Genomic DNA, 16066 nt, shown 5'->3' with positions numbered 1-16066 from the left:
TTAGGAGACTTCGACTGCGACCTTTTTCTTAAATGGCTGCATTGCTTCCAACGCCTTTTCAACCGAAGTGATATTAGTAAAGGTCAATAATAAGCGTAGTCCATTGCGCGTTTGTTTTTCTTTCATTCGGCATACCTTCGGATTCTGTTGCACAAACTGAAGCACCTTTGTAAACGCCGGACTTTGATAAAAGGAACTTTGCTGATCACTTACAAAATAGCCGATCAGTTTGTTCTTTTTCATTACTACTCTTTCCAGCCCCATGGCCGTGGCGATCCATTTGATGCGCACGCTATCTAGAAGGTCAATGGCTTGTGTGGGCAACTCTCCGAAGCGATCTTCCAGTCTTTCTTGATAGGCGTTCAATTCCTCTTCGGTCTTTATGGTAGAAAGCTCATTGTATAGATTGAGACGTTCCGAAATGTTATTGATATAGTCATCTGGAAACAGCAACGAGAAGTCCGTATCGATCTGGGTGTCTTTCACATACACTTTGTCCTCTGCGTCCTCACCGTCTTCATATAGCTCTTTGAATTCATTTTCTTTCAATTCTTCAATGGCCTCATTAAGAATTTTTTGATAGGTATCAAAACCTATCTCATTGATAAAACCACTTTGTTCACCACCCAATAGATCACCGGCCCCGCGAATCTCCAGGTCCTTCATCGCGATGTTAAAACCAGAGCCTAAAGCAGAGAACTGTTCCAATGCCTGAATTCGTTTCCTTGCATCATCGGTCATTGCAGAATAGGGAGGCGTAATAAAATAGCAGAATGCTTTCTTATTGCTACGCCCCACACGTCCACGCATCTGATGCAGGTCACTTAATCCAAAGTTATTTGCATTATTGATAAAGATGGTGTTTGCATTTGGAACGTCCAAACCACTCTCTACGATGGTCGTAGATACCAACACATCAAATTCACCATTCATAAAGGCAAGCATCAGCTGTTCTAATTTCTTACCTTCCATCTGCCCATGGCCAATACCAACCTTTGCATCAGGCACCAGTCGCTGCACCATCCCCGCCACTTCTTTGATGTTCTCGATCCTGTTATGGATGAAGAATATTTGACCGCCTCGCTGAATTTCGTAGTTGATCGCATCTCTTATGGTTTCCTCGTTAAAGCGGATCACTTCACTTTCGATCGGGTAGCGATTGGGCGGTGGCGTATTAATGGTAGAAAGGTCTCGTGCTGCCATCAAACTAAACTGCAAAGTACGAGGAATAGGGGTGGCGGTAAGCGTCAAAGTGTCCACATTTTCTTTGATGGTCTTTAATTTGTCCTTTACAGCTACCCCGAATTTCTGTTCCTCGTCAATGATCAATAAGCCTAGGTCCTTAAACTGTACATTCTTGTTTACCAATTGATGTGTACCAATGATGATATCTACTTTTCCAGCTACCAATTTTTCAAGCGTTTCTCGCTTTTGTTTGGCCGTCCGGAAACGATTCAAATAATCCACAGTAACCGGAAGATCTTTGAGCCGTTCACTAAAGGTTCTATAATGTTGAAAGGCTAAAATGGTCGTGGGTACCAGAATCGCCACTTGTTTATTGTTGTCCACAGCCTTAAAGGCAGCTCTAATGGCGACCTCGGTCTTTCCAAAGCCCACATCCCCACAGACCAAACGATCCATTGGTCGCTCACTTTCCATATCGGCTTTCACATCTGCCGTTGCCTTACTTTGGTCTGGTGTATCTTCATATAAGAAGGACGCTTCAAGCTCGTGCTGCAAATAGCTGTCTGGGTCGTAAGCAAATCCTTTTTGAAGCTTTCTCTTTGCATATAGCTTGATCAGATTAAAGGCGATATGCTTTACACGAGCCTTCGTTTTTTTCTTTAAGGCTTTCCAAGCGCTACTGCCCAATTTATAGATCTTTGGAGGCTTGCCGTCTTTTCCGTTAAACTTGGAGATCTTGTGAAGCGAGTGGATACTCACATAAAGAATGTCACGATCGCCGTAGACCAATTTAATGGCCTCTTGCTTTTTACCTTCGACATCGATCTTCTGTAGACCACCAAATTTTCCGATTCCATGATCTATATGGGTCACGTAATCGCCAACTTCCAAATTGGTCAACTCTTTTAGAGTGATGGCCTGCTTTTTGGCGTAGCCATTTTTAAGATGGAATTTGTGGTAGCGTTCAAAGATCTGATGGTCGGTATAACAAGCGAGCTTTAGATCGTGGTCGATAAATCCTTGATAAATGGAGGCGACGATCGTTTGATAATATACCTGTTCTTCAACATCTTCAAAGATATCTTTAAAGCGTTTTGCCTGCTGTTCACTCGAGCAGAAGATATAGTTCTTATATCCTTTATCGTGATTTTGAACAAGATTTTCTATCAGTAATTCAAACTGCTTATTGAAAGATGGTTGCGGTGTTGTATTGAATTCTATCAGATTGGCCACGTTAGATCGAGATCGATCGCCGAGCGTGATCAGAGTGTAATCCCGAAGCTGTTTGTCTAGCAGATCACCACTACAGAACAATTCGGATGGTGTTGCATGCCTTATATCTTTGGAAAGTGTTGTAAAGGCCTCTTCAGCTTTGTCAAATAGCTTGTTGGTGCGGCCTGTAAGGACATCTAAGTTTTTGGCAAAAACAACTGTTTTACCGGCGATGTACTCGAGGAAACTTTCGCGTGACTCTTCTAAAAGCTTGTTTTCCACATTAGGCATTATAGAGATCTTGTTCACCTTTTCTGTGGATAGCTGAGTTTCTACGTCAAAGGTTCGAATACTGTCTACCTCGTCACCAAAGAACTCTATCCTATATGGTTCATCGTGAGAGAAGGAAAATACGTCGACAATACCGCCACGAACGGAAAACTCCCCTGGTTCCGAAACAAAGTCTACTCGTTTGAATTTATATTCGAAGAGCACCTCATTCACAAAATCTAGCGACAGGGTATCGCCAACGGCGAGCTTTAAGGTACTTCGCTCCAATTCTTTTCGCGTAACTACTTTTTCAAAAAGTGCATCGGGATAGGTAACGATAAGTGCGGGCTTCCTGCGCGAGTTGATCCTATTCAAAACTTCTGCTCGAAGCAACACATTCGCATTGTCGGTCTCTTCGATCTGATAGGGTCTACGATAGCTTCCAGGGTAAAAGAGAACATTTTTTTCACCGAGGAGTTCCTCAAGGTCATTAAGATAATAGGCAGCTTCTTCTTTGTCGTCCAGGATAAAAAGGAATGGTCTTTCCACATTCATGAAGATGTCGGATATTGTAAAGGAAAGCGCCGACCCAATGAGGTTCTTTATCGAGATCTCTGATTGGTTTTGGGCAATAGCAGTTCGCAGTTTCTGCAGATGCGGAGACTGTGCAAAAGCTTGCGATATCAATGATATACTCAAGTATTAAATTTTGTGCAAATATAACTAGGCGAACAAAATTATGCTGTTTTTAAAATGTTAAGATAAAATTTTCTCTAAGAGTGACCATTATGTCGGATTTTTTGGACACTCATGGATATTAACTTGCATTCTTTTGCGCAATTGTGACTATATTGTATTTTTACTTTCCCGGTTTTGAACTGACCACTCGAAATCGAATTTTTTATTTATGTACATTTAGAGGTACATTTAGAGCGCGCTCAACTATACATATTACATAAAACCATAAACCAATGACAATTAGATTTTTAACGGTTGTATTATTTTCTTTCTTCATCCAGCTCTCCTTTTCGCAAGTCAAAAATGAATATGAAATCTCATTCAAGAATGCGGCACATCATGAGGCGGAGGTAAAGGCGACCTTCAGAAATTTGGAAAGCGGTACAATATCGCTTAGGATGAGTAGAACTTCTCCAGGGAGATACGCCTTGCATGGTTTTGCTAAGAATATTTACAACGTAAGCATCACTAATAGCAAGGGAAAGAGTGTCACTGTAACTCGACCGAACGCGCACCAATGGGATGTGACCGACCATGACGGGACCATCAATGTTTCGTATACGTTGTTTGGCAATAGAGGTGATGGCACATACAATCAAATCGATGAGACGCACGCAATTCTAAACATGCCAGCAACTTTCATGTTTGCGCCTACCTTAAAAAATAGACCTATCAGCGTTAAATTCAATGTAAGATATGACCTCAATTGGGAGGTGGCAACCCAATTGATACCCGATGGAAATTATAGCTATTTTGCACCGAACTTGGATTATTTCATGGATAGTCCAGTGTTGATCAGTGACCATAAACTGAGAGAGTTTAGAGTAGAATCTCAAGGGAATGAATATAAGATCATCATGGCATTGGATCACCAAGGAACTGATGAGGAGTTTGACCAATACTTCGCCAATGTAGAGAAAATAGTAAAACAGCAAAAGGAGGTGTTTGGCGACTATCCAAAGTTTGATTATAGCCAATATATATTTTTGACAAGCTATCGTCCTAGAGTTTCTGGCGATGGTATGGAACATCGAAACTCTACACTTCTCACGAGCCCCACAAGTTTATCCGAAGGAGGATTGTCTTCAAATATCAGCACGGTAGCGCACGAGTTCTTTCACGCATGGAATGCCGAGCGATTGCGTCCAAGATCACTAGAACCGTTCGATTATGAAGACGCCAATCTATCGGGCGAATTGTGGTTCGCAGAAGGATTTACAAGTTACTATGGGCATCTCACCCTGCTCAGAGCTGGGATCATTAGTGAAGAAGAATATCTAGACCGCCTTACCGATACCTATAACAAAGTGTGGAATGCAGCTGGTAGGCTATATTTTGGACCCATCGGGATGAGTCAGAAAGCACAATTTTTCGACGGAGCAAGATGGGTGGACGAGGTCAATAGAGTAAATACCTTCATATCTTATTACGATTACGGTCATATGTTGGCTTTGGCTTTGGATCTGGCACTTAGAGGGGAGAAGGATGATCTTAGCTTGGATGGTTACATGAGTTTATTATGGGCAAAATATGGAAAAGGAGAGATTCCTTATACTATAGAGACCTTATTTTTAACGCTACGCGATTATGCTGGAAAATCTTTAGCGGAGTCTTTCTTCGAAGATCACATATATGGATGGGAAAAGCCAGATTACGAAAAGCTTTTTGATCACGTTGGCTTGGAACTCAAAGGAAATCCGAAAGCGCCTTACATCGGTGCCGAGATCACTTTTAATGAGAGTGATATTCCCGTGATCACTAGTTACACCAAAAAAGGAAGTGCAGCTTATGAAGCTGGCCTGGAAAAGGGAGATGTGATCGTGTCCGTCGATGGCGCAGCATTGTTGGACCAAGATCAGTTAGAAGCTATTTTAGGGGATCTGAAGCCTGGAAAAAAACTGGATGTGAGTTACAAGCGCCACGGAAAGACGCGCCTTACCACCTTAAAACTGGGGAATAATCCATTTATCACCATCGGAGACCAGAAGAAAGTGAATGACAAGGCTAGAGAGGCAAGAAATTCCTGGCTAGGACCTAAATAGAATAAGCCCAATAAGAATAACTCAATGGAGATAAAAAAGAGGGACTTAATTGGTAAGACCCTCTTTTTACTTATTGATATAGTTTGGTCTTAATTCCTATACGCATTCAGCGCTCTCATCGCTTCATTGAGCTCTTGTCTGGTACGATCCAATTCTTCTTTATATTGAGAGATGATCTTATCGGTATCTTCGTAGTTGCGTAACTCTTCCTTGTATCCTTGAATGTCGATATATGAGTCGATGATATTGTTATACATTTTATAACGATAGGTGGAGTCCTTCTGTGGAATTGATTTTTGAAGATCGACGATCTTAGAATTGATCACCGTGTTCAAATAAGCGATATTCTGTCCAGGAACATCGAGTGAATCTATAAGCTCCTTAATATCTACCATGCCATCAGAGAATTTTTTCTGAAATGCCAGTTCCTTTTCGATCATCTCCGATTCGGTTCTCAACACTTTATTCTCTTTAAGCGGGACTCTATTAAAATCAAAAAAGAAAGTGACCACAATCAATGCTGTTGTAATTAGAAACAATAACATAAACCTTAGGAAACTGTTTCTTCTTTCTTTGCTGTTTTTTGGTTTCATGCGAAATAATTATTTAGTCTAATAAAAAGCTTCTTCTACTTTTCACCTCTTCCTTGGCCACTACTTCTTCCTTCACGAAAATATTGGCATCGGATTTTTTGCCAATATAATCCAACTCATTGAGCTTTTTGAACAATAGCATCATTAATTTGGTAAAACTTGCAATTTTTGCGAGGGCCTTGTTCAGATCGGTATGTTGATATTCGATCTCGATCATTTCAATGAGGATATTCTCAAAGGCTCCCTGATTCAGATCTGCCCAGTCCGATAGATAATTTAGAAGTTCTTCCTTCCCGGTTCCTACATATACATCCATCCCATTCTTTATGATACGTGCCAAAGACATAAGTCTGGTGACCATCACAATGGGCGGGGCATACTTGTCTCTTAGCCTGAATTCGGGCAGCATGCTACTAATGTATTGCAACATTCCTTGACAGATGGTAAATGTCATTTTTGCCAGTTCATTGGACTGCTTCTTCTGGAATATCTTTTGTGTGATATTCATGGCATATTTTTCCATGGCATTGAAGAAGGTATGGATCTCGCCAAAAACATATTGAAGGTCTTGATGGCTTTGAATGGACGTACACGGCGGAATAAAGTCTTCCGCCAAGGTGGGCGCACCATCATCTATATGAATTCTTCCTATGGTAATATGATGCAGCCCATATTCCTTTTGGTTGATGTCACTGCTCGGAATTATGCTTATTTGATAGCTTGGTAGAACAAAAGGATGTCTTGGGGGTTCTTCTTGAGGGTCGGAGTCTCCAACAGGAACACGCACATACGGGTTGACGCTCAAAACAACATAGCATTCCGTTTCGCTTTTGTCAAAATTATATTCGGCTTTGATCAGATGTCCCACATTCTCCAACTCAGAGGCTATTTCTTTAGTGATATTAATGACATAGCCTCCAGCTGTTACGGCCTTGCATTTGTTGAGTTGGACGATGATCGTATCTTGCCCATCCATCGATAACTTCAGGTCGATCGCCTCCTCGGCATCGCTCTTCGGAAGTAATCCAAAATTAACCTGGTTGAGACCGACGGCTGTATGGTCTCTAGACAATTGAACGAATGCATTTTCTAGCTCGATGAAATGATTTTTGTTGATCTTCATCCCATCGATCCAATTGACTCTCAAATAATTGTTCTGTTTCATTTTTTCTTCTTAGAATAGGCCGGTTCGGCTATAGTTGATCGTCATGGTACGAACACATTTATTGTCGCCCTTATCGATAAACAGACTCTTGATCTTTATCTTTTTATCTCTTATCTTCTCACAAAGTTCTATAAAGGTCATCTTCTTCTTGTTGGCGACTACAGACAAGTTAAGGTCGCCATTTAAATATGGCTTAAATGCCTCTGGCCCTAATTTGTTCTGCGAAAGGAGGATCAACTTACTTTTCATCGAGTTGGTGGAGATCGGTGTGCACTCTGCAACAGGGGTAGAAGGCGCATCTTTGATGTCTTTTGGGGCTTCTTTGATCCCAGATATCTTTCGTGTTGGGATTTTAGTGATGGTCACCTTTTCTTTTGGTTTTTCAACAGGAAGCACATTCAATTTCTTCTTAGTACTATGTTTTACATCGCCATTCACAACAAGTAATATGGTCTTTAACCCAGGCGTGGCATAGGTGTATTCTGCTACCTTATCGGTAGAGTTAACACTTGCGGTTTCTCCAAAACGCCACTCTCTGGAAACAGAATTCGGAGTTTCATCCTCTACTTTCAATACCGTTCCTAGTTTGATGGTTTCGGGGATATCGAATCTTGCAAGTTTTGATGAATCCAAAACGAAAGGCTTCTCTCGGATGGTAATTAGTTTCACTGCCTCACATTTACCATTTACGGTGAGGGTCACTTGATATTCACCTGGTTTCTTATAAATATGAGAGGGTGTGATCCTTTTACTAATGTCGGTGCTATCACCAAAATTCCAGACCCTATCTTTAACGTTGGCCGTATTATCTTTGAACCGCACGACGTCACCAACGCGAAGTTCATCTTCTGGTACTTCCATCACTACCTCCTCGCAGGGTTCGTAATCTATAAATTTATAGGTGAAAGCAGTGGCCGAGGCCAACATTACCATAAGAAAGAATATGATGACATTCTTGTCTAAATGGTGGTTCATATTTTTTTTATTGTTAGACATGGCTAATGATCATAAAGGTTATTGTTATACGACGGTTATCTTGTAGGCAAAGATATTCAATGACTGCTGATTAAGCGTGGATAGAATGTTGTTTTTCAAAACTTCCCATTCTACATCTAATTTATTTACTTTTTTGCTAGAATGCAAAATAACTTCAACACAGGGAATTAATCCTTTGTGTGTATCCAGATCTGTTTTAAAGCCCTTTCTCGTCTCTATTCGCTCCACTTTGTCACCGCATAGTTCATAGCATAAAGCTTTTATGTCTTCCTTGGTAACAATTCTGTTCCGCGAGAGTAAGGCTCTTCGATATGCATTGAGGCGTTCGTCCATGCTCAGATTATCCTTTCCTTGCATAGAAGTTGTAAGAAGCATGGCACTTTTTTGTCTAATGGCGCTACCTTGATAAATACTCAAAGGGCTACCAGATTTAACATTATTGGCGTCGGCCCCATTGGTGGTCCAATAGTCGATAAGCAAGGTCTCCCGTTTTTTATATGGGGTCACCGAGATATAGTGTGTGTCACCAAAGCGATTTCCTGTTTCTGCCACTTTCTTTTCTAAAAGGGAGATGATCTGGTTCAGCTCGTTGATGTTCGATTGCAGAAAGTCATTGCCTAGAAAGGAGAAAGATGCACTTTCGTCCTTCAGCAATTCGATAAAATGTGTAATATGCTCCTTGGCCCTTCTCGAATCTAATTTGCCAATATTATTTTGTCGAAGAACAAAGGTCCCTTTGTGATCTTCAGAGGAATCATTCTCCCTCAATTTGTACAATTTTCCCGAAGTGCTAGAGACACTTTTGATGTCCAAAAACAAGGACATGGTATCAATTGGCACTATGTCGATAAAATCTTTGAGTTGATAGGAGAAACTTTCCCATTTCCTATTAAGAACTGGGAAGGCGTTAAAAGAACAATAGATGTTTTCGAGTATACTGTCATTCAAGATTCGTGGAAAGGTGATCTTTAACCAGTTCAAGCTTTCAAAATCTTCATGTTGTTCAAGGTCGATAAGGTCTTTTAATTCATCTGGTATCTTCCCCTCTTTCTTTAATTTACCTTCTGACGTGAACGAAATAAAATATTGTTTGTAGATCTCCTTTACCTGATTCTCAATATTGCGGGTCTTATTTGGTTTATAATCGAAGATAGCGGCAAGACTCATCATATCGGACTTACCAGAATTTACATATCCCGGCTTAACCTCCAATGCCTTGCCATTGAGATGAAAACTTGCATTCTTCAAATGATGATAGAATAGTTCGGTCTTTTCGATGTCCTGTAGTTCAAAATACAGCGAGGTTCCCTTTAAGGAAATATTGGTACTATCAGCTTTCAACCCTAAGTAGATGGTCGACTTTGGATGTTCCTTACGATCTTTGAAATGAAGTTTGCTTCCCGTCTTCATTTTGCCACCAACTTCAAAGAGTTGCCCTTTGGCCAACATGTAGACCACCGAGGCATTCATCAGTTTAAATGTTTGTACCGGTGAAAAATAGATGTTGTTTATTTCTTGTCGAGCGTTTTTAGAAGTGTCTTTCTTTTTATAGTAAAGCAGATGCTCTGGTGTGATATTCATCGAAGCGTCTACTGGGGAGGCGTAAGCGATGGCGTGGGCTGGCTTGGATCCGTAGATGGTCTCTGGGGTCATCAATTGGATGAGTCGCTCCGTAATTCTGGTTTGGGACTCGTTGAGCTCCCCCGAGATCTTCTCTATCTCTGAGGCACATGCACCGATCAATAAGGCTACTATGGGATCAAAAGAACTGTTGATCTCATTTGGAGATACCCCCCATAGCGAGGCGGCCTTTTTGATCATGCGATTTTTTATCTGCTGATTGGTCTCAGAACTCATGGTAATGGATCTAGTATGAAAGTGGTGCGATATAGAACTTTTCGAGACTCTGAAATGGTTCGTTGGTCTGCTTGATCACGCCCTTTACTCGAATGTCTACTCTTTTTTTGATTCTGTTGAAAGTACTTTTAAGCTCCTCCTGTTTAATATCGATACGTATGCTTACCTTATCGAGTCGTTTTTCATGTTTTTCGATGCTTTCCTCCAACGACTCTGCAATAATGTTTCTAAGTCTATTGGTGCTGGTCAAATTATCGAAATCAACATTCCAAATAGAGCAACCAAAGGATTCGTCAAATGTGCATTCTCCAAAATATGAGGTGGTGATAAGATGTACGAAGTGTACGATCGATTGTTTTATATCGCACTTCTGTAAATCATTGTTCTTTACAATTTTAGAAACTTCTAAGGGTAACTTGTAATAGGATGTGATCATCGGTTATGGTCAATTGGTCATTGTCAACAAAAAAGGTCACCGCAAGGTACTAAAGATTTTATTTTCGGGTATGCTTTATGCGCATAAAGTGCGATAAAGTGCGATCCTACTCGATAAGATGCACATCGGCCATAAAAATTTAATGTTATGTCCTTATAATCAGTACAAAATCAACACTGTTTTTTATATTTGTCTTTCCAATAACACCAAATTACATAATGAATACCATTTTCAAACCAGCGATTCTATTCATCATAATTGTTGCGCTTGCCAGTTGTGGAGGAAGTAAGAAAGCATTGACAGAAGCATTAGAGCAACAGCGAAGAGACTCCATCGCTTTGGCCAAAAAGAACAAAATACACCCTATTCAGAAAAAATACGCTTCGATCTTAAACGTCAGACCCGAAAAAATAAGCAACATAAAACTTTTTGAATTCATAGACGGTTGGATGAATACGCCGTATAAACTTGGAGGAGAGGATAAGAGCGGGATCGATTGTTCCTTCTTTGTTCAATATATCTATCATGATGTGTATGATGTTCTGATCGAGCGAACTGCCGAAAAACAATTTAATGCGCCAGATACCGATAGGTTCAAAGGGCAAAAATATCTCAGGCAGGGAGACCTTATCTTTTTTAATCCTCAAGGGTCGGAATTTGCTCCGATCACGCATGTGGGTTTTTATTTGGGAAACAACAAATTTGTGCATTCCACGGCTAGAAGGGAAACTACTGGCCCTGGAGTAAAGATAAGTAATTTGAAAGATCCTTATTGGCAACGACTCTTTGTATCGGCAGGTCGAAAGCCCTTGAAGCCAGAAGTTCTTAACAGTAAACTTGAACCTTAAAATCGTGCCACTCCTTTGACTATGAAAAACGAAGAGGTACATCGAGTATATGAAGAACTCTGTTCGTTCTATCAAGGACTAAAGGCTGAGGTGATCGTTGCAGAAGCATTGAAGAAGTCGAAGTTGACAATCAATTATTTCGACATCTATAATAAAAGTACTTTTGCTCGATCTTATCGCAGAGATATCGTTGACTTTGAGCTGAATACTTTAGACAAAAGCGCGGATAGAATTCGACTCAACCTTGCTAGAAATGGCATTTATGACAAGCTTCCCGAAGGCCTGTTCCACGAACAGGTAAAGGGAGGAGAGGAAGTCGAATTTAGTCAGGTCCGTGCAAAGAACAAGACGCAGGAGAAAGAGGCCAGAGACTTCTTTGCCCCCTTGGAGAATGAGTTCTTTCTCCAAAAGGTAAATGTCGAAGAGAATGAACGAAAGTTCATAGACAAATTTACAGACCTGAACGATCGTTTTTTTTATGATTTCTGGCAGCTCGATGAGCGTTTGCCAAAAAGATATACGAGCAAATTACTAAAATTACTACCGTACGCCCACCAGATCGCCGGTAATTTAGAGGTGATGGCGGTCTGCCTAGAAAGAATACTGGGAGAGAGAACGGAAATCACCCGAAATGATAAGACGGTCAAATTTCGGGGAGAGTCGAATAAGGTAACACGACAATTGGGTCTTAATATGACCCTCGGGCTAGATGAGACACGTGTTAGATATCCTGCCGTTGATATTATCATAGGTCCGATAAAAAAAGAAAATGTAGAAGTTTTTGTCCTCAAAGAGACAAGACGATTTATAGAAGTTTTTTGTGATTATTTCTTACCACTGGAATTTGAATACGATATCGTAGTGGAAGTTTCAGAAAAAGAAAATAATTTTGTACTAGAAGCAACCAATAACCCGAGAATGGGTTTAACCACAGCAATATGAACCTTTTTTTAGCAACCACCACTATGAGTCCTGATTTCTTCAAGATAGGTATTATTCTTATAGCAATAAGCGCCATCCTTATGGGATTTGTCGCGGCCCTCAAGAAGCTTTTTGTAAAGAATAGGAAGAAGGTCATTTTGTGGTTTCTCGTGGTATTGCTTCTATTTGCCTTAAATGCGCTCTTAAGCAATGATAAGGTCTTAAATGATATTCCACTGAACAGCTTCATCGGTTTTCAAGTGGTCTTCTTCTGTTTTGGCATATTGCACGTGCTGGCCATGAGAAAGTTTTTTCCAGCGCTCTCCGAAAAAAGCCCTGGCTTTTGGCCCGAGTTTTTGCTCACGTTGGTTACAATAATGATCGGATTGATCTCTTTTGTGGCCGTTCTCGACATCTACGAACCTCAATACAAATATGTTTTTATGGTCGCTGCCTTATGGTATATGATTCCTTTGATGGTGTTGAAAACATACGAGTATGCCGTGGCAATCCCCGTTTCCATCTATAAGAAATGGTTCTATCCGATAGATAAAAAGATGAGTGATCCAAAGGACGAAGAAATGCAAAATCCGCTAGTGATCTCATTTGAGCTTTTTAAAGATAATGCTCAGGAGGACCTGACCAATTTTCGATTGAAAGCACCTGAAAAAATGGAGTTCGGAAAACTCTTCTATTTTTTCATTAATGACTACAACGAATTGCATCCTGAAAGTAAAATAAATTTCTTGGACGAGGCCAATAATCCAAACGGTTGGATTTTTTACTCAAAGCCAAGCTGGTTCAGGTCTAGGAAGCATATAGATTTCTCAAGGACCGTTGAATCCAACGGCATCAAAGAGGATGATGTGGTCATATGTGAGCGCGCTTAGATCCTAGGGCGTTTTCTTGCTTTTCAACTTGCTTCTAGCACTACTTTTTTACACATAATTTGCTGATAATTAGCAGTACAGCTAGGAAGTTTTAATTTTTTTTTATTAAATTAGCTCCGTGCAAGTCACGTTTATTATTTAGTCTTATTTATTATTATTTATTAACTATAACCTTTATTATTATGTCTTTTAAAGCAGTTTTAAAAGTAGGAGGGAAGGATTACAATGTTCTTGCCTGTAATTATGGTCTTCACCAAGAGACCGACGCAACCGGACGCCCGTCTTCTATCACTAGAGGGGGAAAAATCACCATCGAAGTAGAATCCACCAACGACACTGGTCTTTCAGACTGGATGTTTAACAACTTTGAACTAAGAAGCGGTTCTATAGTGTTCTTAAAGAGAGACACTGAGGCGACTTCCAAGGAGTTGAAATTTACAGACGCCTATGCTGTAAAATATGTGGAGAATTTTGATGCCACCGGGAAAAATCCGATGACAGAAACAATCACCTTATCGGCAAGAGAGATAGGTGTTGGGAATGGTGTTCATGAAAACCAATGGGTATAATTAACACCTTTTCGGCATAAGTTTTTTACCAAGGGAGTGATTTCATCGTCACTCCCTTAGTATCTTACTACTATCCGAACAGGACTTTTTGGGCACTAAATCTTCAGGGTCCTATATCGTAAGATTCATTTTATAACCAAAACCATCTCATATGTCATTTTTAGCCAAGCTAAGTATAGACGGTGAAGAGCTAAATATTCTCGACTGTTCGTTCACTTTCCAGCAAGATGTTGATTACACCAATCGTCCAAGCGCAAAGCCAAGAGGCGGCCAAATAAGCGTGCTCATAGAATCCAATGCAAAGACCGATCTTTTAGATTGGATGATCTCTCCAACTCAAACGAAGTCCGGCGAGATCGTTTTTTACAGAAGGGATAATATGTCTAGCTTAAAGAAATTAGAATTTGCAGATGCTTATTGTGTTGAATATACCGAACGTTTCAACTCGGTTGATAGCAGTCCATTACAAATTCATATGGTGCTCTCGGCAAAAGAGATCAAAGTAAAGGGAACTACCTTTGTGAACAATTGGCCTTCGAAATAAGCACCGCGCGGTAAGGGGTTTATTGTATTGCTTTTTCTTCAAAAAGCCATCAGAGGCCTACAACAGAAAGTTGATGAGAGGCGCACGACATATTTAAACGCTCGATCGACTGTATGTTTTGAACCCACTACCGGGATGTCAACCAATATTCAATTTCAAAATAATGGGAGTTAGTCGCAAAACAGATCGGATGGATATCTTCGTCGAAGAAAAGAGGAAGATGATTCTTATTCAACAAAGATGGCAATATACCTGGCTGAATGATCCTGCGACCACCTCATGGACGTATAAAGAGAAAAAAGATTTTCACCATCGAGCGGATACATTGATCTGGGGTCAATGGAGCAATAAGTATGTGGTTAGCGTAAGTGGAAGTTCGAGTTTTGCAAAAACATACAAGCATCAGGATTTCACATTAAATTTTGATATCAAATGGGAATTGTCAAAGCCGCATTGGTCAGTGGAGGTCACTAAGATTCCAAAAGGAAAATTTAAAACCAGCAGCGTTGGTTGGAGCAATAGAAAGATTTCATTGGATACCGAAGACCTCGCAGTTGTAAAAAGAATCAATGGGGGAACCACCTACAAGCAATATCCGGTGAGCCATGAGTTTGGTCATGCCACAGGGAATTCAAAGTATGCATATACTGGCGGTCATGGTGATGAGTACCGAAGCACTAGCGCATACTTCTCAGATAAAAAAAGCATCATGAATATTGGTAATGAACTTAGAAAAAGACATATCGACTTTGTGTTGAAGGAACTGAACAAGATGATACCAAACACCTCTTTTAGTTATGTTTCCCATCGTTAAGTGTATATACAGGTCTTTGTTCTTGTCCATCGTCTTATTAACTATGATGGGATGCAAAGAAAAGGATGCTAAAATCGAACTTTCAGAGAAGATTACGGCACAGCCACCTGAGCAACAGAAAAAATCACCACCAATGCAAAACAAACCCATTGAAATCAAGGTTATCTCTACCATTAATTATTCGGAATCTGTGACCAAATATGGCAAGCCGAAAAATACAGAGGATTTTTTGATTGATGAAGCCTTGCCAGAATCAAGAATAGAACTATACAATATCTACACCAAGGATCAATACACAAGAAGAAATATAAATATTCGTGAAGCGATATGGAGTTTGGATTCATTACAAAATATCACGGTCTGGTACGAGAAAGATAGTGAGATATATAGACCGGTTCATTTGTTAAAATGGGAAAAAGGGTCTGAATTTTGAAATACGATCTACAAAACAACCGATAAAAACCGATAGCCATGGCATTACAATCGACGATAGAGATATACATAGGGGGGGACCAGTTGAAGGCCTTCAAGGAGTTCCGTTTGGAGCAGCGCATCGACGCGCACCACCATCTGGAGGTGGTCTGCCGCACGGACGTTCTGGAGGACGCCTCTGGCGAGCTCTCCACGGAGACGAAGAACTTCCTTGGTGAGGTGCTGACGCTGAAGGTGGGCTCTCTGGACGGCATCAGCCTTTACAAGGAGCTTGAGTTCAAGGGGGTTGTGACGTCGATCACGAGCACACGCGGCTTCCAGTACCAGCACGGGGACGTGGTGGTGATCACCGCGATGAGCGCCTCGGTGCTGACGGACGACGGTCCGCACCATGCCTCTTTCAGCGACACGCCGCTCTCGGGGATCGTGGAGAGGACCTTCCAGGACTATGACAAGTCGAAGGTGGAGCTTTCGGTGTCCCCGGGGAACACGGATGCGCTGCACTACAGCGTCCAGAGCGGGGAGAGCGCCTTCGGGTACGCGAGCCGCCTGGC

Annotated in this window: 15 protein-coding genes; 9 read left to right on the top strand and 6 right to left on the bottom strand. The window is 41.0% G+C overall.

Going from position 1 to position 16066, the window contains the following annotated elements:
- Positions 1 to 3366, bottom strand: a complete 3366-nt coding sequence (gene mfd / locus ACFQ1M_RS11630) for a transcription-repair coupling factor (protein ID WP_386408378.1) — start codon at positions 3364 to 3366, stop codon at positions 1 to 3.
- A 272-nt stretch (positions 3367 to 3638) separates the two neighbouring features.
- Here mfd and ACFQ1M_RS11625 point away from each other — a divergent pair, with 272 nt between their 5' ends.
- Positions 3639 to 5447 (top strand): M61 family metallopeptidase, encoded by a 1809-nt coding sequence (locus ACFQ1M_RS11625; protein WP_386408376.1) that lies wholly within the window; start codon positions 3639 to 3641, stop codon positions 5445 to 5447.
- 89 nt (positions 5448 to 5536) lie between these two features.
- Here ACFQ1M_RS11625 and tssO read toward each other — a convergent pair whose 3' ends face one another.
- The 5 genes from tssO to ACFQ1M_RS11600 are packed head-to-tail and all read right to left on the bottom strand — an operon-like array spanning position 5537 to position 10494.
- Positions 5537 to 6040, bottom strand: coding sequence for a type VI secretion system TssO (tssO, locus tag ACFQ1M_RS11620; RefSeq protein ID WP_386408374.1), 504 nt, complete (start codon positions 6038 to 6040; stop codon positions 5537 to 5539).
- Positions 6041 to 6053: 13 nt separating this feature from the next.
- Positions 6054 to 7205 (bottom strand): hypothetical protein, encoded by a 1152-nt coding sequence (locus ACFQ1M_RS11615; RefSeq protein ID WP_386408372.1) that lies wholly within the window; start codon positions 7203 to 7205, stop codon positions 6054 to 6056.
- A gap of 9 nt (positions 7206 to 7214) precedes the next feature.
- Positions 7215 to 8180 (bottom strand): PKD domain-containing protein, encoded by a 966-nt coding sequence (locus ACFQ1M_RS11610; protein WP_386408370.1) that lies wholly within the window; start codon positions 8178 to 8180, stop codon positions 7215 to 7217.
- A gap of 45 nt (positions 8181 to 8225) precedes the next feature.
- The gene (locus ACFQ1M_RS11605) at positions 8226 to 10058 is read right to left on the bottom strand and encodes a hypothetical protein (RefSeq protein ID WP_386408368.1); all 1833 of its coding nucleotides are present in this window, start codon (positions 10056 to 10058) and stop codon (positions 8226 to 8228) included.
- A gap of 10 nt (positions 10059 to 10068) precedes the next feature.
- On the bottom strand, positions 10069 to 10494 hold the full coding sequence (locus tag ACFQ1M_RS11600) for a GPW/gp25 family protein (protein ID WP_386408366.1): 426 nt from the start codon (positions 10492 to 10494) through the stop codon (positions 10069 to 10071).
- A 218-nt stretch (positions 10495 to 10712) separates the two neighbouring features.
- On the opposite strand from ACFQ1M_RS11600, the gene ACFQ1M_RS11595 reads away from it, so the two are divergent.
- The 8 genes from ACFQ1M_RS11595 to ACFQ1M_RS11560 all read left to right on the top strand — a co-directional run.
- Positions 10713 to 11342 (top strand): C40 family peptidase, encoded by a 630-nt coding sequence (locus ACFQ1M_RS11595; protein WP_386408364.1) that lies wholly within the window; start codon positions 10713 to 10715, stop codon positions 11340 to 11342.
- Between the two features lie 21 nt (positions 11343 to 11363).
- Positions 11364 to 12284 carry a hypothetical protein gene (locus ACFQ1M_RS11590; RefSeq protein ID WP_386408362.1) on the top strand — a complete coding sequence of 307 codons (921 nt, stop codon included), beginning with the start codon at positions 11364 to 11366 and terminating at the stop codon, positions 12282 to 12284.
- Positions 12281 to 13153: a TssN family type VI secretion system protein gene (locus ACFQ1M_RS11585; protein ID WP_386408360.1), complete on the top strand. Its 873-nt coding sequence runs from the start codon at positions 12281 to 12283 to the stop codon at positions 13151 to 13153. The genes ACFQ1M_RS11590 and ACFQ1M_RS11585 overlap by 4 nt, the downstream gene beginning before the upstream one ends.
- Positions 13154 to 13335: 182 nt before the next feature.
- Positions 13336 to 13722 (top strand): type VI secretion system tube protein TssD, encoded by a 387-nt coding sequence (gene tssD, locus ACFQ1M_RS11580; RefSeq protein ID WP_386408358.1) that lies wholly within the window; start codon positions 13336 to 13338, stop codon positions 13720 to 13722.
- Positions 13723 to 13873: 151 nt separating this feature from the next.
- The gene (tssD, locus tag ACFQ1M_RS11575; protein WP_386408356.1) at positions 13874 to 14266 is read left to right on the top strand and encodes a type VI secretion system tube protein TssD; all 393 of its coding nucleotides are present in this window, start codon (positions 13874 to 13876) and stop codon (positions 14264 to 14266) included.
- 190 nt (positions 14267 to 14456) lie between these two features.
- Positions 14457 to 15080 carry a hypothetical protein gene (locus ACFQ1M_RS11570; protein WP_386408354.1) on the top strand — a complete coding sequence of 208 codons (624 nt, stop codon included), beginning with the start codon at positions 14457 to 14459 and terminating at the stop codon, positions 15078 to 15080.
- 22 nt (positions 15081 to 15102) lie between these two features.
- Positions 15103 to 15513 carry a hypothetical protein gene (locus ACFQ1M_RS11565; protein ID WP_386408352.1) on the top strand — a complete coding sequence of 137 codons (411 nt, stop codon included), beginning with the start codon at positions 15103 to 15105 and terminating at the stop codon, positions 15511 to 15513.
- Positions 15514 to 15551: 38 nt separating this feature from the next.
- A partial coding sequence (locus ACFQ1M_RS11560) for a contractile injection system protein, VgrG/Pvc8 family (protein ID WP_386408350.1) occupies positions 15552 to 16066 on the top strand: 515 nt, incomplete at its 3' end.

Source organism: Sungkyunkwania multivorans (assembly GCF_042675645.1).
Classification (GTDB): domain Bacteria; phylum Bacteroidota; class Bacteroidia; order Flavobacteriales; family Flavobacteriaceae; genus Sungkyunkwania; species Sungkyunkwania multivorans.
The sequence above is the reverse complement of the archived record's forward strand: the minus strand, read 5'-3'. Positions and strand labels throughout refer to the sequence as shown.